Annotated in this window: 21 protein-coding genes; 15 read left to right on the plus strand and 6 right to left on the minus strand. The window is 46.2% G+C overall.

Going from position 1 to position 25,491, the window contains the following annotated elements:
• Positions 1-91: 91 nt before the first annotated feature.
• The 3 genes from treY (at position 92) to ACY652_RS01350 (ending at position 5,361) form a co-directional block, all read left to right on the plus strand.
• On the plus strand, positions 92-4,306 hold the full coding sequence (gene treY, locus ACY652_RS01340; RefSeq protein WP_462266123.1) for a malto-oligosyltrehalose synthase: 4,215 nt from the start codon (positions 92-94) through the stop codon (positions 4,304-4,306).
• Positions 4,307-4,419: 113 nt separating this feature from the next.
• Positions 4,420-4,638 (plus strand): hypothetical protein, encoded by a 219-nt coding sequence (locus tag ACY652_RS01345; protein WP_462266124.1) that lies wholly within the window; start codon positions 4,420-4,422, stop codon positions 4,636-4,638.
• A 21-nt stretch (positions 4,639-4,659) separates the two neighbouring features.
• The gene (locus tag ACY652_RS01350) at positions 4,660-5,361 is read left to right on the plus strand and encodes a hypothetical protein (protein ID WP_462266125.1); all 702 of its coding nucleotides are present in this window, start codon (positions 4,660-4,662) and stop codon (positions 5,359-5,361) included.
• A gap of 117 nt (positions 5,362-5,478) precedes the next feature.
• Here the strand turns inward: ACY652_RS01350 and ACY652_RS01355 are convergent, their stop codons facing one another.
• Together ACY652_RS01355 and ACY652_RS01360 are read right to left on the minus strand one after the other, a co-directional pair.
• Positions 5,479-5,982 carry an FKBP-type peptidyl-prolyl cis-trans isomerase gene (locus ACY652_RS01355; RefSeq protein WP_462266126.1) on the minus strand — a complete coding sequence of 168 codons (504 nt, stop codon included), beginning with the start codon at positions 5,980-5,982 and terminating at the stop codon, positions 5,479-5,481.
• Between the two features lie 29 nt (positions 5,983-6,011).
• The gene (locus tag ACY652_RS01360; protein WP_462266127.1) at positions 6,012-8,075 is read right to left on the minus strand and encodes a thioredoxin domain-containing protein; all 2,064 of its coding nucleotides are present in this window, start codon (positions 8,073-8,075) and stop codon (positions 6,012-6,014) included.
• 415 nt (positions 8,076-8,490) lie between these two features.
• On the opposite strand from ACY652_RS01360, the gene ACY652_RS01365 reads away from it, so the two are divergent.
• From ACY652_RS01365 to ACY652_RS01375, 3 genes are all read left to right on the plus strand, one after another.
• Entirely contained in the window at positions 8,491-10,782 is a 2,292-nt protein-coding gene (locus ACY652_RS01365) for an ATP-dependent helicase (protein WP_462266128.1), read from the plus strand.
• A 334-nt stretch (positions 10,783-11,116) separates the two neighbouring features.
• Entirely contained in the window at positions 11,117-11,488 is a 372-nt protein-coding gene (locus ACY652_RS01370) for a helix-turn-helix domain-containing protein (protein ID WP_462266129.1), read from the plus strand.
• A gap of 233 nt (positions 11,489-11,721) precedes the next feature.
• The gene (locus ACY652_RS01375; protein ID WP_462266130.1) at positions 11,722-12,018 is read left to right on the plus strand and encodes a hypothetical protein; all 297 of its coding nucleotides are present in this window, start codon (positions 11,722-11,724) and stop codon (positions 12,016-12,018) included.
• 5 nt (positions 12,019-12,023) lie between these two features.
• Here the strand turns inward: ACY652_RS01375 and ACY652_RS01380 are convergent, their stop codons facing one another.
• The gene (locus tag ACY652_RS01380) at positions 12,024-13,463 is read right to left on the minus strand and encodes a hypothetical protein (RefSeq protein ID WP_462266131.1); all 1,440 of its coding nucleotides are present in this window, start codon (positions 13,461-13,463) and stop codon (positions 12,024-12,026) included.
• 180 nt (positions 13,464-13,643) lie between these two features.
• Between ACY652_RS01380 and ACY652_RS01385 the strand changes: the two genes are divergently transcribed.
• From ACY652_RS01385 to ACY652_RS01405, 5 genes are all read left to right on the plus strand, one after another.
• Positions 13,644-13,790 carry a hypothetical protein gene (locus ACY652_RS01385; RefSeq protein ID WP_462266132.1) on the plus strand — a complete coding sequence of 49 codons (147 nt, stop codon included), beginning with the start codon at positions 13,644-13,646 and terminating at the stop codon, positions 13,788-13,790.
• 59 nt (positions 13,791-13,849) lie between these two features.
• Positions 13,850-13,996: a hypothetical protein gene (locus ACY652_RS01390; protein ID WP_462266133.1), complete on the plus strand. Its 147-nt coding sequence runs from the start codon at positions 13,850-13,852 to the stop codon at positions 13,994-13,996.
• A 57-nt stretch (positions 13,997-14,053) separates the two neighbouring features.
• Entirely contained in the window at positions 14,054-14,227 is a 174-nt protein-coding gene (locus ACY652_RS01395; protein ID WP_462266134.1) for a hypothetical protein, read from the plus strand.
• A gap of 343 nt (positions 14,228-14,570) precedes the next feature.
• Positions 14,571-15,950 carry a dipeptidase gene (locus tag ACY652_RS01400; RefSeq protein WP_462266135.1) on the plus strand — a complete coding sequence of 460 codons (1,380 nt, stop codon included), beginning with the start codon at positions 14,571-14,573 and terminating at the stop codon, positions 15,948-15,950.
• 93 nt (positions 15,951-16,043) lie between these two features.
• On the plus strand, positions 16,044-17,396 hold the full coding sequence (locus ACY652_RS01405; protein WP_462268200.1) for a deoxyguanosinetriphosphate triphosphohydrolase: 1,353 nt from the start codon (positions 16,044-16,046) through the stop codon (positions 17,394-17,396).
• Here ACY652_RS01405 and ACY652_RS01410 read toward each other — a convergent pair.
• A complete protein-coding gene (locus ACY652_RS01410) occupies positions 17,389-18,486 on the minus strand; it encodes a mandelate racemase/muconate lactonizing enzyme family protein (RefSeq protein ID WP_462266136.1) in 1,098 nt (365 codons plus the stop codon). The two genes, ACY652_RS01405 and ACY652_RS01410, sit on opposite strands and share 8 nt — an antisense overlap.
• A gap of 592 nt (positions 18,487-19,078) precedes the next feature.
• Between ACY652_RS01410 and ACY652_RS01415 the strand changes: the two genes are divergently transcribed.
• The 3 genes from ACY652_RS01415 (at position 19,079) to ACY652_RS01425 (ending at position 22,257) form a co-directional block, all read left to right on the plus strand.
• Positions 19,079-19,831, plus strand: coding sequence for a DUF4290 domain-containing protein (locus ACY652_RS01415; RefSeq protein WP_462266137.1), 753 nt, complete (start codon positions 19,079-19,081; stop codon positions 19,829-19,831).
• Between the two features lie 183 nt (positions 19,832-20,014).
• Complete coding sequence (gene murA, locus ACY652_RS01420) at positions 20,015-21,322, plus strand: UDP-N-acetylglucosamine 1-carboxyvinyltransferase (RefSeq protein WP_462266138.1); 1,308 nt, start codon at positions 20,015-20,017, stop codon at positions 21,320-21,322.
• A gap of 308 nt (positions 21,323-21,630) precedes the next feature.
• The gene (locus tag ACY652_RS01425; RefSeq protein WP_462266139.1) at positions 21,631-22,257 is read left to right on the plus strand and encodes an HAD family hydrolase; all 627 of its coding nucleotides are present in this window, start codon (positions 21,631-21,633) and stop codon (positions 22,255-22,257) included.
• Here the strand turns inward: ACY652_RS01425 and ACY652_RS01430 are convergent.
• Positions 22,246-22,800: a DinB family protein gene (locus ACY652_RS01430; protein WP_462266140.1), complete on the minus strand. Its 555-nt coding sequence runs from the start codon at positions 22,798-22,800 to the stop codon at positions 22,246-22,248. The genes ACY652_RS01425 and ACY652_RS01430 overlap by 12 nt on opposite strands.
• A 190-nt stretch (positions 22,801-22,990) precedes the next feature.
• Between ACY652_RS01430 and ACY652_RS01435 the strand changes: the two genes are divergently transcribed.
• Positions 22,991-24,553, plus strand: coding sequence for a L,D-transpeptidase scaffold domain-containing protein (locus tag ACY652_RS01435; RefSeq protein ID WP_462266141.1), 1,563 nt, complete (start codon positions 22,991-22,993; stop codon positions 24,551-24,553).
• Between the two features lie 70 nt (positions 24,554-24,623).
• Here the strand turns inward: ACY652_RS01435 and ACY652_RS01440 are convergent, their stop codons facing one another.
• The gene (locus ACY652_RS01440) at positions 24,624-25,427 is read right to left on the minus strand and encodes a murein L,D-transpeptidase catalytic domain family protein (protein ID WP_462266142.1); all 804 of its coding nucleotides are present in this window, start codon (positions 25,425-25,427) and stop codon (positions 24,624-24,626) included.
• Positions 25,428-25,491 lie beyond the last annotated feature (64 nt).

Consider the following 25,491-nt stretch of genomic DNA (forward strand, 5'->3'; position numbering starts at 1 on the left):
CTGCTACTCAAACATTATGCATCCTCAAAAACATTATCCTGCCTTAACAATTTAAAACAGCAGTTATTCAATTTACCTACTTTACTTGTTTATGTATAATCCGGCAGCTACCTATCGCCTGCAGTTTAATCAGCAATTTACATTTGCCAGCTTTGAGCAAATCATCGGGTACCTACAGCAATTGGGCGTAAGTACCATCTATGCCTCACCCATTTTTGAAGCCGAACCCGGCAGTACGCATGGCTATGATGGGGTAAACCCCAACCGCATCAATCCCGAAATAGGTACCGAAGAGGAGTTGCGGGCGCTAAGCGTCCAACTAAAAGTGAAAAGTATGGGCTGGTTGCAGGATATTGTACCTAACCACATGGGCTATAGCCGGCACAATCCCTGGCTTACGGATGTACTGGAAAAGGGGCCGCTTTCGCCTTACGCCAGTTTTTTTGACAGTGCCCGAACCAGTAAGTTATTCACCGATAACCGCCTCATGGTTCCCTTTTTAGGCAACCCGCTGGAACAGGTGATACAGGGCGGAGAACTGACCGTAGTGTATCAGGATAACCGCTTACAATTTAAGTATTACGAGAACATTTGGCCCCTAAGTGATGAAAGCTACACCCGGATACTTGGAACTATTAAAAACGAAGATCTGCAAGCACTGCTGCAGGCTGCAGGTACACAGCAGGGCGAGGCTGCAATATTTACACAAAGCTGGAATAACCTGCTGTTAGGCTTACAGAAGTTTGCATCTGAAAAAAAAGGGCAGAATACGCTCAACAGGGTACTCAAAGCGCTTAACAACAACCCCGAACTGCTGGCCGAACTGGCCGAACAGCAGCATTACCGCCTGTGCAGCTACGAAGAAACAGATCAGCATATTAACTATCGTCGTTTTTTCACGGTAAACAGCCTGATTTGCCTGAATATACAGGACAAAACTGTTTTTGAGGAGGTACACCGCTATGTCAAGGCTCTTACGGACGAAGGTATATTTCAAGGCCTGCGCATTGACCATATTGACGGGCTTTACGACCCGGAACAGTACCTGAAGCGACTGCGCCGTTTAGCAGGTAAAGACACCTATATTGTAACCGAGAAGATACTGGAGCAGGGCGAGGATATGCCCCGCCACTGGCCGGTGCAAGGCACTACCGGTTACGATTTTCTGGCGCAGGTGAATAACCTTTTCACCAATGCTGAAGCCGAAAAAACATTCACCCGTTTTTATGAGCAGCTAACCCAGAGCGAAATACCGGCACAAGAACAGATACTGCAAAAAAAGGCCTATATCCTGTCCGAACACATGGGCGGCGAGTTGGAGAACCTGTGCAATTTGTTTTACAAGCTTAACCTGGCCGATAAAAAGGCGCTGGCTAAAACGGAACCCGCCCGGCTAAAAGAAGCCATTGCACAATTGCTTATTAGTTGTCCGGTTTACCGCTATTATGGCAACCACATGCCATTACCGGCAGCGGAGGAACACCTGTTAAAAAAACTGATACATCAAGCAACGCAAACCAACGAGCACTTAACCGCTGCCTTTAACTTGCTCATGGAGGTTTTGCTGCGCAAGCCGCAACAGGCCAGGGATGACTATAATAAACGGGCCTTACAGTTTTACCAGCGGCTGATGCAATTTAGCGGTCCGCTGATGGCTAAAGGTGTGGAAGATACGCTGATGTATACCTACAACCGCTTTATAGGCCATAATGAGGTTGGCGATACGCCGCAAGCTTTTGGCAGCGGTGTAAAGGCTTTCCACCAACTAATGAAGGCCCGGCAGAAGCACTGGCCGCTGTCTGTCAACGGCACATCTACGCATGATACCAAACGCGGCGAGGATGTACGCGCCCGGCTGAATGTGCTTACCGACCTGCCTTCGCTGTGGCTGCAAAACGTGCAGCACTGGCAGCAACTAAACGCCGGCCTGAAACAGGATACTGCGCCGGATATGAACGATGAATATTTTATCTATCAAACCCTGACAGGGGCTTACCCTATGCCGGGGCAGGATGAGGATAATATTGCCACCCGGCTACCCGAATACCTGACCAAAGCCCTGCGCGAAGCCAAAACCAACACCAGCTGGGCATCGCCCAACGAAACTTACGAGCAGGCTGCTTTAAATTTTGCTACTGCCCTTTTAGATAAGAATACGGATTTCCGGGCATCTTTTAGCCGGTTCCAGGAGCAGGTTGCTGATTATGGCATCATAAATTCGCTCGCACAGGTACTGCTTAAGTTTACCTGCCCCGGCATACCCGATGTGTACCAGGGCTGCGAGCTATGGGATTTAAGTTTGGTTGACCCCGACAACCGCCGCCCGGTTGATTATGACCTGCGCAAGCAAATGCTTCAGCAGCTTACCAACACCAAACTAAACGGCCAGGAACTAACCAGCCAGCTTTGGAAAGAACGGTACACCGGGCAGATCAAACTTTGGCTTACCCAAACGCTGTTCAAGGTAAGGCAATCCTCAACCCAAACTTTTACCAACGGGCATTACCTGCCGCTTAAGGTAAAAGGCGCTTATGCACAACATTTGATGGCTTTTGCGCGCCGTTATCATGCCGTGTGGTATGTTACCATAGTGCCGCTGCATGTGGCAGCACTGGCTATTGAGCAAGGTACAACGCCCGACCAGCTTAACTGGAAAGATACCTGTATTGAGCTGCCTGCCGAAGCGCCGGGGCAGTGGCAAAGCTTGTTGCTGAATACCACCGGAACGTTAGATGGCCGTAAATTATTTGCAGCCCAGGCGTTGCAAACACTGCCTTTGGCCTTACTGCAATTGCAGCAACCGCAAACTAAACGCAGCGCCGGGGTACTGCTGCATATTACCTCGTTACCTTCGGCCTATGGCATAGGCGATATGGGCCCGGAGGCACACCGTTTCATCCGGTTTTTGAGCCGGGGCGGCCAGCGCCTGTGGCAGGTACTACCGCTTAACCCGGTAAGTGCGGAGCAGCAATTTTCGCCCTATAGCTCGGCCTGCAGTATGGCGGGTAATATTTTACTGATCAGTCCGGATGAATTAGCCGCAGCCAGTTTAGTTAGTGCCGCAGAACTCAAGGCGGCAGAACTGCCGCTTACCGACAAGGTGGACTTTGAAAAGGTATCCGCCGCTAAAACCAAATTGTTCGGGCAGGCTTACCAGCGCTTTTTGCAGCAGGCAGATCCAACCCTTCGGCAGCAGTTGGAGGAATTTTATAACCGCGAAGCGTACTGGCTGGATGATTATGCCTTGTATACCGTAATCAGGCAGCAGCAAGAACAGCCCTGGTACCAGTGGCCTGATGAATTGAGGTTACGAAAACCGGCAGCAATCAACCGGCTTTACAGGGCCCATCAGCAGGAGATCAATAAAATTAAGTGGCTGCAATTTGAGTTTATACAGCAATGGCACCGGCTGAAGGAAGATTGCCATTCGTACAACGTGAGATTATTCGGCGACCTGCCTTTTTATGTAAGCTACGATTCTTCGGATGTATGGGCCAACCGCAATTTGTTCAACCTTGATAAAGAAGGCAAAATTGCAGGTGTAGCCGGCGTACCGCCCGATTATTTTAATGCCGACGGACAGCTATGGGGTATGCCGGTATACAACTGGAGTAAACTGAAGGCCACCGGTTACCAATGGTGGATACAGCGGCTGCGCAAGAATACAGAATTGTTCGATTTACTGCGGCTCGACCATTTCCGGGCGTTCGAAGCCTATTGGGAAGTGCCCGCTAATGAAGCCACCGCACGCAGCGGGCAGTGGATAAAAGGCCCGGGCAGCGCTTTCTTCAACGCTGTTAAAGCGGCTTTGGGCGAATTGCCCTTTGTAGCCGAAGATTTGGGCGATGTAGATGAGAAAGTATTTGCCCTGCGCAATGAGTTTGCCCTGCCGGGGATGAAGGTGCTGCAGTTTGCATTCGGTGATACCATGCCTTCCTCAATGTACATTCCGCATAATTATGAGCCTCAGTTTTTTGCTTATACCGGTACGCATGATAATAATACTACGGCAGGCTGGTACCATCAGGATACAGGCAAAAAAGTAAGGAAGCAGTTAGCGCAATACTCCGGTCAAAAAGTGTCAGCTAAAAATGTACACAAAGTACTAAGCCGTATGGCTTATGCTTCTGCAGCAAAAACAGTGATTCTTCCTTATCAGGATATAGCAGGACTGGATGGGAACGCCAGAATGAACAATCCATCTACCACGGCGAACAACTGGCAATGGCGGTATAACAAAAAAGGTTTTAGCAAAAAGCAGGCAGGCAAACTGTTGAAGTGGACGAAACTTTACAACCGGCATTAACCGGGCCGCCATGAGCGGCTTGATTTTGCTCATTCCCGTTATTTTCAAAAACCCGTTCTATTATAATTACAAGGCTGAAACAAACCCTCTGCATTTTCATCGGTTTAAAGATTATGGAAGATTTTAACATAGACCTTGCAATTAACAGCCAGCAGGTACCAGCCAGTGTGCACACTTTTGAGCAGGATGACAAAACATATTACGAAGTAGTAAGCGATACATTCAGCATTACTATTTACAAAGACACCCTTTACACCTGGACCACAGAAGGCAGCAGCAGCTTTGATCAGGATGAAATTCAGTCTATCGGCGAACAGTTGTTATTACGATAGTCAACTTTTAGTATGGTACGCATGAAAGCCAGTTACTACCTTATTATTTTGCTGCTTACGGGACTGAATGTATATGCACAGGATACTGGTCCCTTAATTGAAGACAAAATTACGCCCAATGTTACCGTAAAGTATCATACCTTAAAAACAGACCGCCGGGTGTTGGATGGTATGTACCAGGCATTTTATAAAAAGAAAACCGTTATAGCCAGCGGCGCCTACAGCCAGGGCAAACCCTTGGGTACATGGCACTTTTTTAATAAGGCAGGCAAACCCGTTCAGCAATACAATTATACGACGCAAACCCTGCGGTATGAAGCGCCTGATGACTCCGCATCTGCTTTTAAGTATGTTGTTGACCACGAATTTACCGCTAAAGACATCATAACCAAACCCATCAAAATTGGGGGGCGCTACTTTGGCTACCTGCCCTACCTTGACCTGTTCAGGCTACCGCAGGATTTTTATGATGCTAATCCCGGCTTCAGCAATTATGGCCTTTCGGCTTATATTGAATTACTTGTCAGTCCGGTTGGACGTTTGGCAGACTTCAGGGTACATATTACCTCACCTGTACTTGGAGAACGGGTATTGGCCGTCAAAATTGACCGGTTGAGCGATGCCGATAAAACCTTTTTTCCTGCTACGATTAATGGCGAGGAGATACCCTGCCGTATTGCTATTACCTGCAAGCTGAACAATTCGGGGCGACTTGAATTGTAACCAGTTATCAAACTTCAGTTCTATTGTTACGGTATGCCAAACTGCGCTTGCTATATACAAAGAAGGCTGCGGAGCATTGCTCCGCAGCCTTCTTTGTATATAGATCAATCTTCCTGATTAATGACCATGATCGCCATCGGCACCGTGCGCATGGCCGTGCTGCAACTCTTCGGGGTTGGCAGGACGCACGTTTATGATGCCGCCTTTAAAGTGCAGGTCCTGGCCAGCCATCGGGTGGTTTAAGTCCACCAGTACGCCATCCTCTACAATAGATACCACCTGGCCCTGAAAACGGTTGCCCTCGTTATCCTGTAAAGGCAGTACAGCGCCTACTTCCGGAAAATCGGCACCCTGAAACATCTCTTTAGGCAGGCTGGCTACGGCCTCATCATTATACTCACCATAAGCATCAGCTGCGGCAAGGCGGAAGTCAAACTGGTCGCCGGTAGAAAGGGTGCTCAGTTCTTCTTCAAACTTAGGCAACATTTGCCCCGCGCCGTATAAAAAGGTAAGCGGCTGCTCCTCTGTTGCACTTTCCACAAGCGATTCGCCGCCGCCATCAGGATTATTTACATACAAATCGTAGGTTAATGATACTACGTGATTGGGTTCTAATTTCATCGGGTTTGTATTTATTTAATAATAAGCCCTTAGGCTTTAATTTGTTTTATCGCATCGGCAACGGTAGTTACCGGCAATCCGCAGGTTTTATCTTTACAAATATAAATGCGGGATTCATCATCAATTCTTCCTTCCAGCAAAGGTAAATTTTCTTCGCTGCCACCCAATATTATTTTGTTAGGGATGTAATGCTGCTCTATTTCGGTGCGTAAATCCTGTACAATGCCTGCTGCCGGGGTGGCCGCAGCAATAGCTACCTCGTACATGCCGGTAATTTCATATAACAGCACACTTGCCCAGTTACTGTATGCCGAACCATATTTAACCATGTACGGCATCAGGTTACGCAGCAGTTGTGCTGCTATCTGCTCAAAGCTGCTATCTGTATAAAACAGGCTCAGCTTTTTCAGGTTCATGGCCATTACCGAATTGGAGGAAGAAATCACCCCGTCCATAATTTCGGTTTTACGGGCAATCAGCTGTTCATCATCTGCAGCGGTATAAAAGAACATGCCTTCTTCGGCGCTGTAATAATGCTGAATGGCCTGCCGGGCCAACTCCTTAGCCTGCTCCAGCCACTCCATCCGGAAGGTAACTTCATACAGCGCAATAAAAGCTTCAATCAGGTTGGCATAATCATCCAAAAAGGCAACCGGTTTCCGGCCTCCGGCATTAGCGCCGGGGGTATAGATACGTACCAGCCGGTAGTCGGGCGTAATGAGGTTTTGTTTGATAAAGTCAGCGTTCTTCAATGCCAATTGCAGGTAACGGTCTGCATCAAATACACGGTAGGCTTCACATAAGCCTTTCAGCATTAAACCGTTCCAGGAGGTTAGTATCTTGTTATCCAGCCCCGGCCGTATGCGCTGGCTGCGATAGGCAAACACCTTTTCGCGGCTATTGCTGATGCTGCTTTTTAGTTCTGCTAAAGTAAGGTTGAACTGCCGTGCTACCAATTCATCGCTCTCTTTGCGGTATAGCACATTGGTTTCTTCTTCCTCCCAGTTGCCGCTTTCAGTAATATGGTAGTAAGCATCAAACAGCGGCGCATCATCGCCCAGCAGTTGGTCAATTTCGGCTTTATTAAAAATGTAAAACTTACCTTCTACCCCTTCGCTATCCGCATCCAGTGCCGAATAAAAACCACCTTCGGGCGACAGCAGTTCGCGCTCCGCAAAGGCAATGGTTTCGTTTACCACCTCATGGTACAAACGGTTGGGCTGCCAGGCATAGGCCTCGGCATACAGGCTGATGAGCTGCCCGTTATCATACAGCATCTTTTCAAAATGAGGTACGTGCCAGCGCGCATCCACCGAGTAGCGGGCAAAACCGCCGCCTATATGGTCATATATGCCGCCGAATGCCATCTTTTGCAGGGTAAGTTTAACGGCTAAAGCTACACTTTCATCCTGCATTAAATGGGCGTACCGTACCAAAAAATGCCAGTTATTAGGCATCGGGAACTTGGGCGCACGGCCGGTGCCACCCTCCGTTAAGTCAAACTGTTTCTTCCAGTTGGCTACAATTACCTCCACATCCTTGCGGCTGTATTCCGGCTGTTCGGTAATCAGGTTTACCGATTCATATTGTTTGATGCCATCGGTTAAGCGCACGGCATATTCCTCGGCCTCCTGCGGTTTTTGCTTGTAAAAATCAGCCAGGTTGAACAGCAGGCTGGTCCAGTCGTTTTTCGGGAAGTAAGTGCCGCCATATATGGGCCGCTGGTCGGGCAGGCAAATGCAGTTGAGCGGCCAGCCGCCCCTGCCGGTCATGAGTTGCACGGCGCTCATATAAATCTGGTCTACATCGGGGCGCTCCTCCCGGTCCACCTTAATGCATACAAAATATTCGTTCATCACCGCGGCCACGCCTTCGTCCTCAAAACTTTCGTGCTCCATTACATGGCACCAGTGGCAGGCAGAGTAGCCGATACTCACCAATATCAGCTTATTTTCGTCTTTGGCCTTTTGCAGGGCCTCGTTTCCCCAGGGGTACCAGTCCACCGGGTTATTGGCGTGTTGCAGTAAGTAGGGTGATGAAGAATTGGCGAGGCGATTCATGGGCAGGTAATGCTTTCCGATATAAAGCGGCAAACGTAGAATTGTTTTGTTTAAATAGTGTTGGGATTCGCGACAAATTACTTGTTGGTGCTGCTATCCGCTTTGGGGGTTTGTGCTTTAACGATTGTTACTTCACTTTTCGCTTGATCAAAAAGTATAGTAACCATCAAGGCAGAAAAAAAGCTTCTCCACTTAAGGCCAATGCTCTTTAACTAAGGTTTGAATGATCAAAGGATTGAGTGAGTAAATAATTTAGGTTAAATTCATTACAGTTCGTCCCTCCCCCGGGAGGGCAGGGAGGGGTCTCTGCGCCGGGTTAAGTTTGAAATATCAGTTTTGATACCCACTACGCCGCTCTCCGTTCCTCTTTCCAATCTCCCCAAAACTTTAATTCCCAAAAACCTTAGTAAATGATAACCGCAAAACTGTAATTTTGCCGGCTATAGTTATGGGAGAAGATTTAAACTATTTAGCAGGGCTTAACCCCGCCCAGCGCGATGCGGTGCAGCAAACCGAAGGGCCGGTGATGATTATTGCCGGTGCCGGCTCGGGCAAAACGCGGGTAATTACCTACCGGGTGGCCCACCTGGTGCGCAAGGGCGTAGATGCCTTTAATATACTGGTGCTTACGTTTACCAACAAGGCCGCCCGCGAAATGCGCGACCGTATTACGCACGTGGTAGGCACCGAAGCCAAGAATATATGGATGGGCACCTTTCACTCGGTATTTGCCAAGATACTGCGGGTGGAAGCCGGCAAGCTGGGTTACCCCAGCAATTTTACCATTTATGATACCGATGACAGCAAAAGCGTATTGCGTGCGGTGCTGAAAGAACTTAACCTGGACGACAAGCTGTACAATCCCAACTTTGTGTATAACCGCATTTCAGCTTCCAAGAATAACCTCATCTCGTGGCAGGAATACCAGCAGAATGCGGGTATTCAGGCGGATGATTTTTCATCGGGCCGGGGCCATATAGGTAAAGTTTATGAAATGTACGCTACCCGCTGCTACCGTGCCGGGGCCATGGATTTTGACGACCTGCTGTTTAAAACCAACGAGCTGCTGCGCAATAATCCGGAGGTACTGAACAAGTACCAGCATAAATTTAAATACCTGATGGTGGATGAGTATCAGGATACCAACTTTTCGCAGTACCTGATTGTGAAGCGCCTGGCCGCCGTGAGCGAAAACCTTTGCGTGGTGGGCGATGATGCGCAAAGTATTTATGCTTTTCGCGGAGCAAACATTCAGAACATCCTGAACTTTGAGAAGGATTACCCGGACCTGAAAGTTTTTAAGCTGGAACAGAACTACCGTTCTACCCAAAACATTGTAAACGTAGCCAACAGCATTATTGCCAACAATAAGGAGCAGCTGAAAAAGGACGTATTTTCTGAAAAGGAGGACGGCGATAAAATAAAAGTATCACGTGCCTTTAGTGACAATGAGGAAGGTAAAAATGTAGCCGAAGATATTCACCAGCAGCGTACCACACATGGGCTGAAATGGCACGACTTTGCCATTTTATACCGTACCAATGCGCAGTCGCGCTCTATGGAAGAGGCGCTGCGCAAGCTGAACGTTCCCTATAAGATTTACGGCGGCCTTTCCTTTTATCAGCGCAAGGAAATTAAGGACTTGATTGCCTACTTCAGGCTCACCTTTAACCCTAATGATGAGGAAGCGTTAAAACGCGTCATCAATTATCCGCGCCGGGGCATTGGCGACACCACTATTGACCGCCTGATCTTAGCAGCAGGGCAGAATAATGCTACCCTATGGGATGTGGTAACCAACCCCTCGCAGTTTCTGGATAGCCGCAGCTCAACCGCCGTTGGCAACTTCGGCACCATGATACAAAGCTTCCAGGTACTGGCGCAGCAAAGTCCGGCTTATGATGCCGCACTGCACATTGCCCAGCATTCGGGCCTGCTAAAGGATTTGTACGAAGATAAATCCGTAGAAGGGCTGAACCGCTACGAGAACATTCAGGAATTACTAAACGGTATTAAGGAGTTTTCGGAACGTGAGGATCTGGAAGAAAAAGGGCTGGATGTATTTATGCAGGATGTGGCCCTGCTTACCAATGACGATAACGATAAGAATAAGGATGCCGATACCGTATCGCTGATGACCATCCACTCCTCCAAGGGGCTGGAGTTTCCGCAGGTGTATGTGGTAGGGCTGGAGGAAAATTTGTTCCCGTCGCAAATGTCGCTCAATTCACGTACTGATTTAGAGGAAGAGCGCCGCCTGTTTTATGTAGCCGTAACCCGTGCTGAAAACCGGCTCACCCTCAGCTATGCAACCTCGCGGTTTAAGTTCGGCACGCTGATCAACTGTGAGCCCAGCCGCTTTTTGGATGAAATAGATGCACAATACCTGCAGCTGGATTTTGCCGCTAAAACTGCGGCAACCGGTAACCCTTTCTTTGACCAGGAACGTACCGCATGGAGCCGTACCCAGGATAGTTTTTCTAAACCCAAGTCACAGGTAAAAACTACTTCCCTGCTGGCTAAGGCGCATGTACCATCGGCCGACTTTACCCCTTCTGATACCGGCAACCTGCAGGTAGGCGCAGAAGTAGAACACGAGCGTTTTGGTTTTGGCAAGGTAGTAAGCTTAGATGGTAAAAAGCCGGATGTAAAGGCTACCATATTTTTTAAGGAGATAGGCCAGAAACAACTATTGCTGAAATTTGCCAAGTTGCGTATTGTAAGCAGCCAGCCAGAGTAAACGAAATTCTTATATTAAACACAAAGCAGTATAGTGTCAAAACTTTATACTGCTTTGTGTTTGTACACTTATAAAACTTTTTTGCAGGCGCGTTATAAACGAGTTTCATTGTGCCGGAAACTATTGGTATTGTTACCAGCTAACATTTATGCCCTTGCATTTATCCACAAGGGTCAAACATTGCACACATACCGGGGAGCTAACGCCCCGTTTATTATCCCAATATTTAAATTATTGCTTAAAAAGCACCATTTAAGGCTGGGTTAAGCACTGGCACTACGTTTGAACTGAATTGTACATCCTTTTCCCCTAATAAAGAAGGTATTTTAAAAACATGGACACTATTGTGCAAAACAAGGCGAACAAGCAGGTAGGTAAAAATATCCGGATGGTTCGCCACAAAAATGGGCTTAGTCAGGAGCAGGTGGCCAGTCGCCTGGGTATCTCCATTCCGGCACTGTCAAAAATTGAAACCGGTGTAACTGATGTCAACCTGTCAAGACTGGAGCAGATTGCGGCAATATTTGAAATCAGCGTAGCCAATTTGCTGATGCCTGAAGATGCGGTAGCCCGTATTGAACCTGTTAATGCAAACAACGCTACACAGCAGCGCCTTGCTGAACGTGAGACAGAAATTGCTGCCTTGCAAAGAAAAGTAATAGAACTGTATGAGGAACTATACATCAGGAAATCAGTTGCTGTATAAAGCAGTGGCTGATGCTGTTTAATATTCTTTACATATCTATAGCCTGAGTTTCTCAGGCTATACTTTTTTACACAGATAAGCTTAACAAATTTTATACTTTAGTTAAGATATTATAGTTAAACTAAAGTATATCTGCTACTAAAACCCCTTTTAGTTAATTTTAATTTCCTTTGCCGAGCCTTGCGTTTTGGAGTAATAATTGCAAATTATCATGTGCATCAATTACTACCATCATGTCAAACTACTTTATTTCCCTTAACCGGAATGCGGCGCTAAAAACCGGTATCATACATGATCCGTCTACAAAGCTGAAAGTTAAGGTAGTGAACCTGTTAAAATCTAAATTTGTACCCAAAAAGGGAGAGGTAAGTTTTTTTGTTACTGCCGGTAACGAAACACTGGCCTTTGAAACCAAAGGCTATAAGCGCCACCGCGAACTATTGATTTTGCACATGGTAGCCTGGTACTGCTTATACCTGGGGCTGATGGAAGCCCAAATCCATTCTACGCTCCCGTCGCTGTATCATTAATTTTTCTATATTGCTGCCTGATCTTCATTATCGTGCAGCATTTCGCTGATACTTATAATTTTTTCATCTATATCCGTTACGCATTTATCCATCATTGCCAGGCACTCGCGCTGGTTCAGTAAATTTTCCTTTTGCAGGTTAAGCAAGCCGCGAAGGGTGGCGATGGGGCCGCGTATCTGATGCGACAGGTAGGAGGAGTATTCAGACAAACGCACATTTTTGTTCTGCAAATCGCGGGTACGGTCATCAATAATTTCTTCAAGGTGCTGGTTAATGCGGTCAAGGTTATCTTTTTGATAACTAACCTCAGTATTAAGTTCGGTGAGGCGCTTATTGGTTTCGGCTTTACGCTTGATATTGCCCGACAGCAGGGCAATAACCACAATTAACAAACCAGCCACAATAGTAACCGCAATAAAGCGATATCGGTCATATTCCTGCTTCTGCAGTCGCAGCTGAACTTCCTTTTGCTCTGCCTGATATTTGAACTGGTCCTGCACCAGTGTTAAACGCATAGATGAACTTTTACTGTTTTCAGTACTGTCTTTTTTATAACGTTCCAGTAAATAATCTAAAGCTACCTTGTAATTTTTTCGCTTAAATTCTAATTCGTAAGAAGTAGATAAATAATCATCAAGCAGTTTTTCACTTTGCACCAGCTGTGCATAGGATTTACCCTCATTCAGTATTTTATCAGCTTCCTTATAATTACTTTCAGCTATGTACAGGGAAGTAAGGGTTAAATTGATACCGGCTACTATTGCATTCAGGTCTTGCTTTTTGGCACGGTCATGGGCTAAAGTGAGCAATTGCTTCGCTTTAACAAAGTCATGTGTTTTAAAATATATTACGCCTTCATTACGCCAGCACTGCACAATGTTAACCGAATCATTCATCTCATTAAGGAGGCGTTCACTTACCTGATAAACACTCAGTGCCGTATTGAACTGTTTTTTCCGGGTATAAACGTTACCCATATTTAGGTTAAGTGCGGCCACCAGTTTTTTGTTATTTAACTGTGTAGCTATAGTTAGCGCCTGTTTAAAGAACTGAAGCGCTTTGTCGAAATCTATCTCCTGATATTCGTTACCAATATTGTTATATACTTTAGCCTCTCCCGCCGGGTTCTTAGAACCTTTAAAATAAGATAAAGCGGTAAGATACTCCTGAACTGCTTTCTCTTTATTACCCAAACTGGAGTTACCAATGCCTAACAAACGATAAGCTTCGGCTATACCGCCCTTATAATTTAACTTTTTAGCCAGCTTCAGGGCTTGCCCGGCGTAACTTAAAGTTTGTTCGGCATTATCGCGATAATTAGTATAAGCTAATTTATTCAAGCTGTCTACTGAAGTGGTATCAGCAGTTATAACACTGTAAACCGGCGCAGCGTACATAAATGAAACAATAAGGTTGAAGAGCAGAATCAGGTAAAATTTCTTCATTGTTTGTGTAATACGACCAGCCACCACTAAAGTTATAATATCTGTTAAACTATCAGGCAAAAATAGCTTAAAATATTTTTCCAAATTTTTATTAAATTTATTTTGATAATTAAAAAACCATATTTACATTTGCAGTGTTACTTCAAATAAATAATCTAAAACATTCTAAAATAACTCATTATGAAAAAATTAATCTTCTTATTAGCCATCTCTTTTTCAACTTTAGCATTTTCATCTTGCACTAAGGAAGACGTAAAACCTACCGGCGAAAAAAGTGATTTAGGTACCATACAGGCCGAAAAGAGCGACTTAGGCACCATACAATAAATTACCACCCTGTATCAATCTATCTAATTAAACCACTAACACTTAATAAAACCATACCTATGAAAAAGCTCCTTTTAGTTGCCGCTCTTGCCTTTTCAACACTTGCCATGACTTCATGCAGCAAAGAAGACGTAAAACCAACCGGTGAAAAAAGTGACCTGGGCACCATTCAAGCTGAAAAAAGCGACTTAGGTATCGTACAATAAACCTGTCGCATTAAGATAGGCTTTATCTTTAGTATTGCCTTTTTACTTTCTTTTGTTATGAAAAAATTAATCATTGCATCAGCCATTGTTATGGCTTCAGGTGTTACGGCGTGGTCGCTTAATAAACCTAAGCCTGCAAACCATATAACCATTGATGCCCGGGCCATACAAGCTGATATGGCAGCAAAAAACGTTTCCGGCTTAAAGCAGGATGTAGGCATTATACAATAAAGGCCTGAATTTAAGTAAATTAATCGTCAAAACGGTTACCTTGCGCTTTGGCATCGTATAATCAGCAGGTATATTGCTATGATTAACATTATCTATAGCCTGATGATTGCTATGAACTTGGCAGATAAGTAACTTAATGCAGTTATAATATTTATTGTACATTAAGTACTTTATCCGCTTATCATTAGCCGTATAATTTACTTGCTTTCGTGCCTGGCAGATAGTATATAACCGCAATAAATTTCAGCAGTTGATTCTGCGGGTTTTCTGCGCTTTTAATTTTATCTGACTGGGTTCTGTTACTGCGGCAAGCATTTATATATTTGCAGGTAAACCCTGCAATATGGAACACATTAAAGCCTACATAGAAACGCACAAGCAGCGTATGCTTGATGAATTGTTTGCCCTGCTGCGCTTCCCTTCGGTAAGCGCCGACCTTAAATATAAACCTGACGTTTTGAAAGCGGCAGATTATGTGGCCGCACGCCTGCGCGATGCCGGGGCCGACCATGTAGAAGTTTGCCCTACCGCCGGCAACCCTATAGTTTACGGCGAAAAGATTGTAGACGAAAGTAAGCCTACCATATTGGTATACGGCCATTACGATGTACAGCCGCCCGACCCGCTGGAGCTATGGCTGAGTCCGCCGTTTGAGCCTACCATTCGCGATAACAAGATTTATGCCCGCGGCGCCTGCGACGATAAGGGCCAGTTCTACATGCACATTAAGGCCTTTGAGCTGATGATGCAAACCCAAACCCTGCCCTGCAACGTGAAGTTCATGATCGAGGGTGAGGAGGAAGTAGGCTCGGATAATCTCGGTACCTTTGTTAAAGAAAACAAGCAGAAGCTGAAGGCAGATGTGGTGCTGATCTCAGATACCTCGATGCTCAGCATGGAACATCCTTCGCTTGAAACCGGGCTGCGCGGACTGTCGTACTTAGAAGTAGAGGTAACCGGCCCCAACCGCGATCTGCACTCCGGCGTATATGGTGGCGCAGTGGCCAATCCGGCTACGATATTGGCTAAACTTATTGCTTCGCTGCACGACGAAGACAACCATATTACCATTCCCGGTTTTTATGATGATGTAGCCGAGTTGAGCCTGGCGGAGCGCGAGGCGCTGAACTCGGCTCCCTATAATGAAGAGGAATATAAAAAGGACTTAGGTATAAACGCCGTATGGGGCGAAAAAGGGTACTCTACCCTGGAGCGCACCGGCACCCGCCCCACCCTCGAAGTAAACGGCATCTGGGGGGGGTATACCGGTGAGGGTGCAAAAACCGTATTGCCCTCAAAGGCCCATGCTAAAATATCCATGCGCCTGGTGCCACATCAAACTTCCGCACAGATCACGAAACTGTTTACCGACCATTTTACTCAGATAGCGCCGCCGTATGTGCAGGTGAAAGTAACCCCGCATCATGGCGGCGAGCCGGTGGTTACCCCTACCGACAGCATAGCCTATCGTGCTGCGCAAAAGGCTATTGAAGAAGCGTTTGGCAAGGCGCCTATTCCTACCCGGGGTGGCGGCAGCATCCCCATTGTAGCGTTATTTGAGGCCGAACTCGGCATTAAAACAGTGCTGATGGGTTTTGGACTGGACAGTGATGCCCTGCACTCGCCCAATGAAAAGTACGATCTGTTTAACTTTTATAAAGGCATTGAAACGATACCTTTATTCTACAAATACTTTGATGAACTGAGCAATAGCCATAAATAACCTCAAAGCCGGTACACACTACCGGCTTTTTATTTTAGCAACAAAGTATACCTATGGTTTTATCACCTAACATCCGCTACTTTTACAAACATGATGCAATGGGAACAGCTATTATCGGCTAAACGCTGGGGTACAGTTAACTACCCGATGAAGGATGAAGACGAAGCCCGCTCGCAGTTTCAGCGCGATTATGACCGGCTGATCTTTTCTTCTCCCTTCCGGCGCTTACAAAACAAAACGCAGGTGTTTCCGCTGCCGGGCAGCGTTTTTGTACATAACCGCCTCACCCACAGCTTAGAGGTAGCCAGTGTAGGCCGCTCGTTGAGCCGTATCTTTTACAACTCGCTCAAAAAGCAGGAGCCGCAGCTGGATATCCGCCTGCCGCTCATCAGCGAGGTAGGCAACATTGTAGCTTCGGCCTGCCTGGCGCACGATATGGGCAATCCGGCCTTCGGCCATTCGGGCGAGGCCGCCATTTCCTATTACTTCAGCAACGGGCCGGGCAGTAAATACCAGCAGCAGCTTACGGAAGCGCAATGGGAAGATTTAATTCACTTTGAAGGCAATGCCAACGCCCTGCGCATTCTTACCCATCCGTTTACCGGTAAGGGTAATGGGGCATTTGCGCTTACTTACAGCACATTAGCGTCCATTGTAAAATATCCCTGCCAAGCAACAGCCGGTCATGTGAAGGGCAATATCCATCAAAAGAAATACGGCTGGTTTCAGTCCGAAGAAGAAACCTTTAAGCAATTAGCTACCGAGATGGGGCTGCTGCAGGTAAGCGCTAACCCTGTAATCTACAAGCGCCACCCGCTGGTATATTTAGTTGAGGCGGCGGATGATATTTGCTATAACATCATCGATCTGGAAGATGCACACCGCCTTAAAATTCTCACTTACGAGCAGATTGAAGAACTGCTGCTGCCGCTTTGCGAAAGCGCAAGCGGCACGCTGGCCGACCGCCTGAAAACCGACTACAGTGACGAGGATGCCAAAGTTGGCCTGCTTCGCGCCCGCGCCATCAACACCCTTACCCAGGCTTGCGCTAAATTATTCTTAGACCACCAGGATGCGCTGCTGAAAGGCGAGTTTAACCAGGCGCTTACCGATGCTCTGCCCGGGCCTTTACTGGCGGCATGGAAACGCATCGAAGCCATCTCTGTGGAAAAGATTTACAATTACCCGGCCGTAGTGCAGATTGAAATTGCAGGCTACAAGGTAATGGGCGGCCTGCTGGAAGAATTTATACCCGCGCTGGTAGAAAACCAAAGCAAATACCACCAAAAACTAATTGCACTGATACCTAAACAGTTCATCAGCGCAGATACCAGTCTGTATGCCCGTATACAGAGCGTGTTAGATTTCGTATCGGGTATGACAGACCTGTATGCCGTTGAGTTTTATAAGTACATCAAAGGCATCGAGTTTCCGGCCATCAGATAGTCCAATGTTCGCAGCCGGCTAAGTATTCTTCGCTGGCATCGGCGCCAATGCCCGGTGTATCCTCAATGGTGAGATGATAGCCTTCGTAGCGCACGCCGCCCATGCAGGGGTCGGCCCGGTGGCCCAGCATACAGGTATCCATATCGTAAAACTTAACGTTGGGCATGGCCATCGCAAAATGCAGCTGGGCGCTCAGGGCAATACGGCTTTCCAGCATACCCCCCATCATGCAGGGCACGCTGTAGCTGGCTGCCAGATCCTGTATCTTCATCGCCTCGTTTATACCGCCCGACTTGGCAAATTTAATATTAATATAATCGCAGGAGTTGGTTAAGAGTTGCTGGCGGGCATCATGGTAATTGTATACGCTTTCATCGGCCATTATAGGCACCGGCGACAAGCTGCGCAGCTCCGGCAGGCGGCTGTTGTTCCAGGTGCGCATGGGCTGCTCGCAAAACTGAATGTCAAACTCGGCGATGCCCTGCAGCGCCAGCACGGCATCTTCAAAGCTCCAACCCTGGTTGGCATCCACCCGCAGCTTAATAGCGGGGCCAACGGCTTTGCGTATCTGGCGGATGCGCTCCACATCCATTACCGCATCCTTGCCTATTTTCACCTTAATGATGGTGGCCCCATTTTGGGCGAAGGCTAACGCCTTTTCGGCCATCAGTTCCGGGTCATGAATACCTACGGTGATATCCGTTTCCACCGGTTTGTAACTGCCGCCTAAATATTTATAAAGTGGTATCCCGGCATTTTTTGCGGCAATATCATACAAAGCCATATCAAAGGCGCTTTTAATGGTGCCGTTAAAAGCCGCAAAATCATGCAGTTGCTGCAGGCGCGGCTGCAAGGCCAATGCATCTTCATTCTTCCATAAACGGGCAAAATCGCGCGCCATAGCCAGGCAGGTATCCTGCGTTTCGCCGGTAATCATCGGGAAAGCGGAGCATTCGCCTACACCATAAAAACCGGCATCAGTATGTACCCGGATAAACACATTCTGGGCATAAGTCATGGTACCGGTGGCGATGGTAAACGGCTCCATTGGGATGCTGAAACGGTAGATATCGGTGTGCGTGATTTTCATAGCATATAAATGAATGGTATAATTAGTTTATATAAAACAGGCACCAAAGAGTAAATGTAAACTGAACATTAAGGCTACAAATAATGCCATTGATGCTAATATTGATATCAGCATCAACTTATAATATAGCTGTTGCGAAGAAAATATAATCATGATTACACTTACAACAGCATATGGAATAAAGAGTATAACAAGCAGATAATACAGCAAAAATCCAGTTATACGCCCTTGTTCTTCTACTAACGAATAATCGCCGTGGTATTTTACAGCATCTTCAATAGCAAGAAAACACAGCCAAATGAACGCTAATAGATACAATGCATAAAAAAATGTACTGACAGGATGTTGCTTTATACGTATTATATCAAAGGCCATATGCGTACTACTTATTATTTGGCTCAAAATGTGTACTGCAAGATAGCACCATTTATTGTTGCCCTGTGATTATTTTTGCTTACTACACACAATTAGTTTATATTTGCGTTACCACAAAGAAATATTTACTTACTTATCTTTTTTTGCCTCTTTTACTGCGCTTACGCAGTTAAACAATTGATAAAGAGCACCACTATTTTACGATTAAACTGATTACATGGCTCAAGAAACCACGCCAATTTTTGATTATAACTCCACACGGGGCAAGCTTATCCTGTCTGAATACGGCCGTAATGTGCAAAACATGGTGGCTTACATTGTAAAGCTGCCTACCAGAGAAGAACGCAACCGCTATGCACAGGTGGTCATTGACCTGATGGGCTTTCTGAATCCGCACCTGCGCGATGTGGCCGATTTTAAGCACAAGCTATGGGATCATCTTTACATTATTTCCAATTACAGCATTGATGTGGATGCCCCCTACCCTAAGCCCGAGCCCGAAGTACTGGCTGCCAAACCCGACCCGCTTAAATATCCGCACCAGCGCATCCGTTACAAGCATTATGGCAAAACCATTGAACTGATGATGGAAAAGGCCAAGAGTATTGAGGAACCGGTGCGCAAGCAGCACATGATACAATCAATTGCCAACTTCATGAAGATGGCTTATGTGCAGTGGAACAAGGATTCGGTAACTGATGAGAGTATTATTGCAGATTTGCATGAGCTTTCAAAGGGAGAACTGAAGCTGGAAGACAATATAAACCTGAACAAGGTAGAATACCGTGCGCCGGTGCCCACCAACAACAATAACCGCCACCGCACCAACAATCAGAACAACAACCCGCGCAGCAGTAATCCGCGTACTAACCAGAGCAACCAGAATGCCGGTCCGCGTAATAACAATAACCCGCGCAATAACCAGAATAACCAAAACCGCAATAACCAAAACCGGCAGCGGCCGCAGTAAAGCTCTGTGCTTTACGGAAGATATAAGGAGCAGGAAAAGGATCTACAAATCACTTGCCCGGCTCCTTTTTTGTGAAATGGCCGGTACAAATGCAGCAGGCAATGGCTTTGGCTATTTGCATTTTTTGTACAATCTTTGCAGCCTGTTTAGCTTTGGCTTTATATTACCTTTAAAACTGACAACATGAACAATGCGTTTGAAATTATTGGCGGTAAACCGCTGAAAGGCGAGATTATACCACAGGGTGCAAAAAATGAAGCCTTGCAGATAATTTCAGCCGTACTGCTTACGCCGCAAAAGATAACCATCAGCAACATACCCGATATTAAGGATGTTAATAAGCTGATTGAACTGCTGGGCGACATGGGCGTAACCATTGAACGCCCTGGCCCTGATACGTATACCTTTGAAGCTAAAGATATTGACCTGGATTTTTTCCGTTCAGAAGAGTTTAAGGCCAAGGGCGGCGGCCTGCGCGGTTCTATTATGATTGTTGGGCCGTTGCTGGCCCGTTTTGGCAAGGCGGCCATCCCTAAGCCGGGCGGCGATAAAATTGGCCGGCGCAGGCTGGATACCCACTTCCTGGGTTTTGAAAAATTAGGCGCCCGTTTCAATTACGACCCTGACGACAGCTTTTTTAATGTAGATGCCTCTGATTTAAAAGGCACCTATATATTATTAGATGAAGCCTCGGTAACCGGTACGGCCAATATTGTAATGGCAGCCGTACTGGCCAAAGGCATCACTACCATTTACAATGCGGCCTGCGAGCCCTACCTGCAGCAGTTATGTAAAATGCTGAACCGTATGGGCGCCAAGATCAGCGGTATTGGCTCTAACCTGCTTACCATTGAGGGCGTTACCGAACTGCAGGGCACCGAGCACCGCATGTTGCCGGATATGATCGAGATTGGCTCCTTTATTGGTTTGGCAGCCATGACGGGTTCGGAAATTACCATCAAGGACGTGCAGTATAAAGAGCTGGGCATCATCCCCGATACCTTTAAACGCCTGGGCATCCAACTGGAGCTGCGGGGCGATGATATTTACATTCCGGCACAGGAGCACTATGAGATTGATACTTATATTGATGGCTCTACGCTTACCGTAGCCGATGCCCCCTGGCCCGGCTTTACCCCCGACCTGCTGAGCATTGTGCTGGTGGTAGCCACACAGGCCAAAGGCACCGTGTTGATTCACCAAAAGATGTTTGAAAGCCGCCTGTTCTTTGTAGATAAGCTGATGGACATGGGTGCCCAGATTATTTTATGTGATCCGCACCGTGCTACCGTTATCGGGTTAGACAAAAAAACACAACTGCGCGGTATCTCCATGACCTCGCCCGATATTCGTGCCGGGGTATCGCTGCTGATAGCGGCGTTATCCGCCAAAGGCAAATCTACCATTTTTAACATCGAACAGATTGAACGCGGCTACCAGCACATTGATGCCCGTTTACAAGCATTAGGCGCTGATATTAAACGCATATAGAGATATTTCATTGGTTTTGCAGAATACTGTTAAAAGCGCCGCCCTGCAAAGCGGCGCTTTTATTTGCAAACCACTGGTTAACGCCGAACCTGATGCCCTAGGTTAATAGGAATGCTTGGTGTGATTTGCGGGCCGGTTCCTGCCGGTTTGCATAACTGTATTTACCTTTTTAGTCTTTTTATGGCCGTTTATGGCGCTTTTAGGTATTTTATTACGCTTTTTACCCCTTTAGCAGACGGTGTAGTACTCCAATAGCGCAAACCGTTAAGACATACGTGTGTTAGTATTGCTCAATATTTTTGCATCAAATGTACAAAGCCCTCATTGCTGACCTCGACAATACCATATATCCTGTAACCTCTATCGGCGACCGCCTTTTCGCCCCGCTGGTGCAGCTAATGGAAGACCATAAGGACGAGATTGGAGAGGATGACATACAGGAGATCAAAAAAAAAATTATGAAGAAGCCCTTTCAGCAGGTAGCTGATCAGCATGATTTGCCAGAAAAATTAAAACAGCAGGGGACTGAACTACTGAATAAGCTTACGGTTGACTTCGAAATGCAGCATTACGATGATTACCAGGTGATGCAGCAGCTAAAAACAAAAAAATTTCTGGTAACTATGGGCTTTATGGAAATGCAGAAAAGCAAAGTAGCCCGGTTGGATCTGGATAAAGATTTCGATGAAGTATTTATTGTTGACCCTGAAACCACCGAAGAAAAGAAAATAGACATATTTAAGCAGATATTGGAAAGTTATCAGCTTAAACCTGAAGAAGTGTTGGTTATAGGTGATGATGCCGAATCAGAAATTAAAGCCGGCCGGGATTTGGGAATGGATACTTACCTGCGTAATGCAGATGGCAGCTGCCCCGCCGGAACAGCCACTTATCAAAATGCTACCCTAAGGGAATTAGCTGGTTTATTCCAATAATTTACTGATATCCGGATTTAAACCTACTGCTTTAAGCAGTTTTACAGTAACCAGTAACTGGCCGGTATGCCGCATAGTGTGCTCTGCAGCATGGGTGTATAAGCCAATCACGGTGGAAGGCACCTGCGCCCTGCCTACGCCTCGCATTTCGGTAAGTTGATTTACATCAGCAACACTAAGCTGTGTTATTGCAGCATCTACTTCTTGATTGAAAGCCTCCGTTAAATCCTGAGAAATGGCTTCAGTTGCCTCGGAATGCCCTTCTTTATTTAAATATATTAACTGTTCATCGTTAAGTTGCCGGCCCGCGGCATAAGTAAACAGCCGGTTGAGCACACTGGTTAAATGCTGTAAATGAAAGCCGGCCGAAGCCAGACCGGCTGGCTTTAACCATAACAGGTGTTCAGGAAAATCATCCATCAGGGTGTTAATCTCCTCGCGGGCTTGCAGCAGGGCATGGGCTACCGGCTGTAATAATGCAGGCACTTCTGGCAACGGGCCGCGCAGCCATACCTCGGGCAAGGGTTTTTTTGCAATATCCATTGAATCTGTTTTAGAGCTTTCCGGCATACAGCACTGTATTAAATGCAGAACGAAATTATTAGTTTGTGCATTTTACTTTAATGCCTGTGTAGCTATAACACCGTATTATTAGCTTTGGTGTGTGCCTGTAAGCAAAAAATGCAGATGATGGTATAGCGATTGTATACCCTGTAACACACTAACAAACACTATGATTTCAAGTATACTTTCCCGGAACCGGATGCTGTTTACCATCAGCCTCCTTGCCTTTGCTGCCGCGCTGCTGGTTTTGCAAAGTTGTCGTAAGAAGAGCCGCTCAGATATGGGCGAGGCGCTTTATAAATCTACCCAGAACAAGGTTTATAGAAACATAACACCTGAAGGCTATGAGCAGGTATTTTTAAAAGTGCTGGGTGAAGAAAAAAGCCGCCTTAGCAACCCTAACCAGATTACCGCCTTTTATGAGGCTAATGAAAACGACCCGGTGTTTGTAATGGAGCACCTGAAAAATAATGACCTGCGTGCCCTGGCAGACTATTGCCAGCGTGCAGGCGAACATGGTTTGAACCCGCAGTTATACAAAGGCGATGAGATTATGGCCCTGGTAAATAAAATCAATGGCAAAAAAACCATCAAAACTACCGATGAGGCTTACGAAGCAATGGCACATTTGGAACTGTTAACCGCCAATGCACTGTTGGATTACACTAATGCGCTTGAATTTGGCGTAATCAGTCCGCGTAAAATTTATGCCCGCTATTATACGGAAACCAAACGCCCCGATAGCATTTCGATGAATGCGGTATTGGCAACCAAAAATTTCAGAACATTCTTAGATAGTATTCAGCCCAAGAACCCCCAATACATTGCGCTGCAAAAAGCCCTGACCAGTAGTGTGATGGCTACCGGCATGACCAAAGAGCAAACCCAGCGCACGATATTGGTAAACCTGGAACGCCTGCGCTGGAAAAATAAGCCTAATGCCGGTAAATATGTGATCGTGAACATTCCGGATTACCGTTTGGATGTAATGGAGCAAGGAAAATCGATAATGAACATGAAGGTATGTGTAGGCGAAGGCCGCAATACCGATAACCGAGTTACACTGGCCGAATACGATGAAAGCGGAAATAAGGACCGCCCGTTCACCCGTGAAACACCGCAGTTGAACAGCATGATTAATGTTGCACAGGTAAACCCGGTATGGAATATTCCCGAAAGTATTGCCAGCAATGAAATCAGCAAACATGCGGCGGCTGATCCTTACTATCTGGACAATGAAAATATTGATGTTTACAAGAATGGCAAAAAGGTAGAAGATGCTGAAACCATTGACTGGAGCACAGCCGGAAGTGATTATTCTTTTAAACAACGCCCCGGCGACCACAATGCTTTAGGTAAGATCAAATTCCTCTTCCCCAATAACAGCAGCGTATACCTGCACGATACGCCTGCCAAAGCTGCCTTTAACCAATCTATGCGTGCGGTAAGCCATGGTTGCGTGCGTGTAGAAAAAGCACTTGATTTGGCACGTGCCCTGTTCGGCGATGGCAGCAGTAAGTATCAAACCATTGAACAGGATATGGGAAAGGATGACCCAACACCTGAAGATTTAACTTTACCTAAAAAAGTGCCGGTGTACATTACTTATGTTACCTGCTGGGTAGGCGATAATAACACCCTGCAATTCAGAAAAGATGTGTATGGCCTGGATATGGTACTTTTTGGCCACCTGCAAAAACGTATGAGCCTTCCTGCACAGCATTCAATATAAGTAATACATACAAACAGCAAAGCCCGGCATCAGTAATGCCGGGCTTTGCTGTTTGTATGTATATGCTATATTAAATATTGGCAGCTACTTTAGAACTTGTAGCAAAGGCTGACAATACATAATTGGCAGCCGCATCGGTATCTAAATATTTAGAGGTATAAGACTGATCATTACCGTTAATAAACAGCATCGATTGGCCTTTGATCATGTCAATTACCTGATTTGCTACTTCGGGTGATACAGCAGGGCACCCATGGCTGCGACCGATACGGCCTAACTGTGCAATGGTTTTTTCGCAAACATAATCAGCCGCGTGCACTACAATATCACGGGCGCGGGCGTTGCTGTTAAAGCCTTCATCCAAACCGTTCAGGTGCAGCGAGCGGCCATGTTTGCCAAAGTAAATATCATCAGTTACATAAAAGCCCAAACTGCTCTGGTGAGAGTTGTTGATGTTAGAGAACTGGCTGGCCATATCATCGCCGCTGCCTTGGCCATGTGCTACCCAGGTGTTCAGCAGCAACCTTTGCTTCATCAGGTCAACAATCCACATCCGTTTTTCATGACTGGCTTTAGCAAAGTCAACTATAGTTACTATAGTGCTGTTTTCCGGAAGTTTTCCGGCCAGTTTAAGATTATAATAACCGGTAACCGCCTTTTGAAATACGGCAACATCCAAACCTGCTTCAGCTAACTGAGCTGTTTGGTAAACGCTGTCGATATAGGTATTAAACAAATCTTTCTGGGAAGAAGCTACCTTAAAGGCATGCTGCATCTTCTTATTTCTTTTGGCAACAACAGTTTCGCGGCTTACAAAGGAAATGATCATAATAATCAATAGGCTTCCGATCCACCAAATACTTTTCTTCTTCATTCCGTTGAGATATTCAAGTTTAATTATATGAACTAAAAAAGGTCAGCGGGCTTAAGTTAAAACT

This window comes from Mucilaginibacter sp. (assembly GCF_965200995.1).
In the GTDB taxonomy this organism is placed as follows: domain Bacteria; phylum Bacteroidota; class Bacteroidia; order Sphingobacteriales; family Sphingobacteriaceae; genus Mucilaginibacter.

Excerpts from the sequence above, each read along its gene's own strand:
- ACY652_RS01390 (WP_462266133.1), top strand. The coding sequence starts at position 13,850 with ATGAAAAAGCTCCTTTTAGTTGCCGCTCTTGCCTTTTCAACACTTGCC.
- ACY652_RS01435 (WP_462266141.1), top strand. The coding sequence starts at position 22,991 with ATGATTTCAAGTATACTTTCCCGGAACCGGATGCTGTTTACCATCAGC.
- ACY652_RS01365 (WP_462266128.1), top strand. The coding sequence starts at position 8,491 with ATGGGAGAAGATTTAAACTATTTAGCAGGGCTTAACCCCGCCCAGCGC.
- ACY652_RS01345 (WP_462266124.1), top strand. The coding sequence starts at position 4,420 with ATGGAAGATTTTAACATAGACCTTGCAATTAACAGCCAGCAGGTACCA.
- ACY652_RS01395 (WP_462266134.1), top strand. The coding sequence starts at position 14,054 with ATGAAAAAATTAATCATTGCATCAGCCATTGTTATGGCTTCAGGTGTT.
- ACY652_RS01415 (WP_462266137.1), top strand. The coding sequence starts at position 19,079 with ATGGCTCAAGAAACCACGCCAATTTTTGATTATAACTCCACACGGGGC.
- ACY652_RS01350 (WP_462266125.1), top strand. The coding sequence starts at position 4,660 with ATGAAAGCCAGTTACTACCTTATTATTTTGCTGCTTACGGGACTGAAT.
- ACY652_RS01355 (WP_462266126.1), bottom strand. The coding sequence starts at position 5,982 with ATGAAATTAGAACCCAATCACGTAGTATCATTAACCTACGATTTGTAT.
- ACY652_RS01405 (WP_462268200.1), top strand. The coding sequence starts at position 16,044 with ATGCAATGGGAACAGCTATTATCGGCTAAACGCTGGGGTACAGTTAAC.
- ACY652_RS01410 (WP_462266136.1), bottom strand. The coding sequence starts at position 18,486 with ATGAAAATCACGCACACCGATATCTACCGTTTCAGCATCCCAATGGAG.
- ACY652_RS01400 (WP_462266135.1), top strand. The coding sequence starts at position 14,571 with ATGGAACACATTAAAGCCTACATAGAAACGCACAAGCAGCGTATGCTT.
- ACY652_RS01370 (WP_462266129.1), top strand. The coding sequence starts at position 11,117 with ATGGACACTATTGTGCAAAACAAGGCGAACAAGCAGGTAGGTAAAAAT.
- treY (WP_462266123.1), top strand. The coding sequence starts at position 92 with ATGTATAATCCGGCAGCTACCTATCGCCTGCAGTTTAATCAGCAATTT.
- ACY652_RS01430 (WP_462266140.1), bottom strand. The coding sequence starts at position 22,800 with ATGGATATTGCAAAAAAACCCTTGCCCGAGGTATGGCTGCGCGGCCCG.
- murA (WP_462266138.1), top strand. The coding sequence starts at position 20,015 with ATGAACAATGCGTTTGAAATTATTGGCGGTAAACCGCTGAAAGGCGAG.
- ACY652_RS01425 (WP_462266139.1), top strand. The coding sequence starts at position 21,631 with ATGTACAAAGCCCTCATTGCTGACCTCGACAATACCATATATCCTGTA.
- ACY652_RS01440 (WP_462266142.1), bottom strand. The coding sequence starts at position 25,427 with ATGAAGAAGAAAAGTATTTGGTGGATCGGAAGCCTATTGATTATTATG.
- ACY652_RS01385 (WP_462266132.1), top strand. The coding sequence starts at position 13,644 with ATGAAAAAATTAATCTTCTTATTAGCCATCTCTTTTTCAACTTTAGCA.
- ACY652_RS01380 (WP_462266131.1), bottom strand. The coding sequence starts at position 13,463 with ATGAAGAAATTTTACCTGATTCTGCTCTTCAACCTTATTGTTTCATTT.
- ACY652_RS01375 (WP_462266130.1), top strand. The coding sequence starts at position 11,722 with ATGTCAAACTACTTTATTTCCCTTAACCGGAATGCGGCGCTAAAAACC.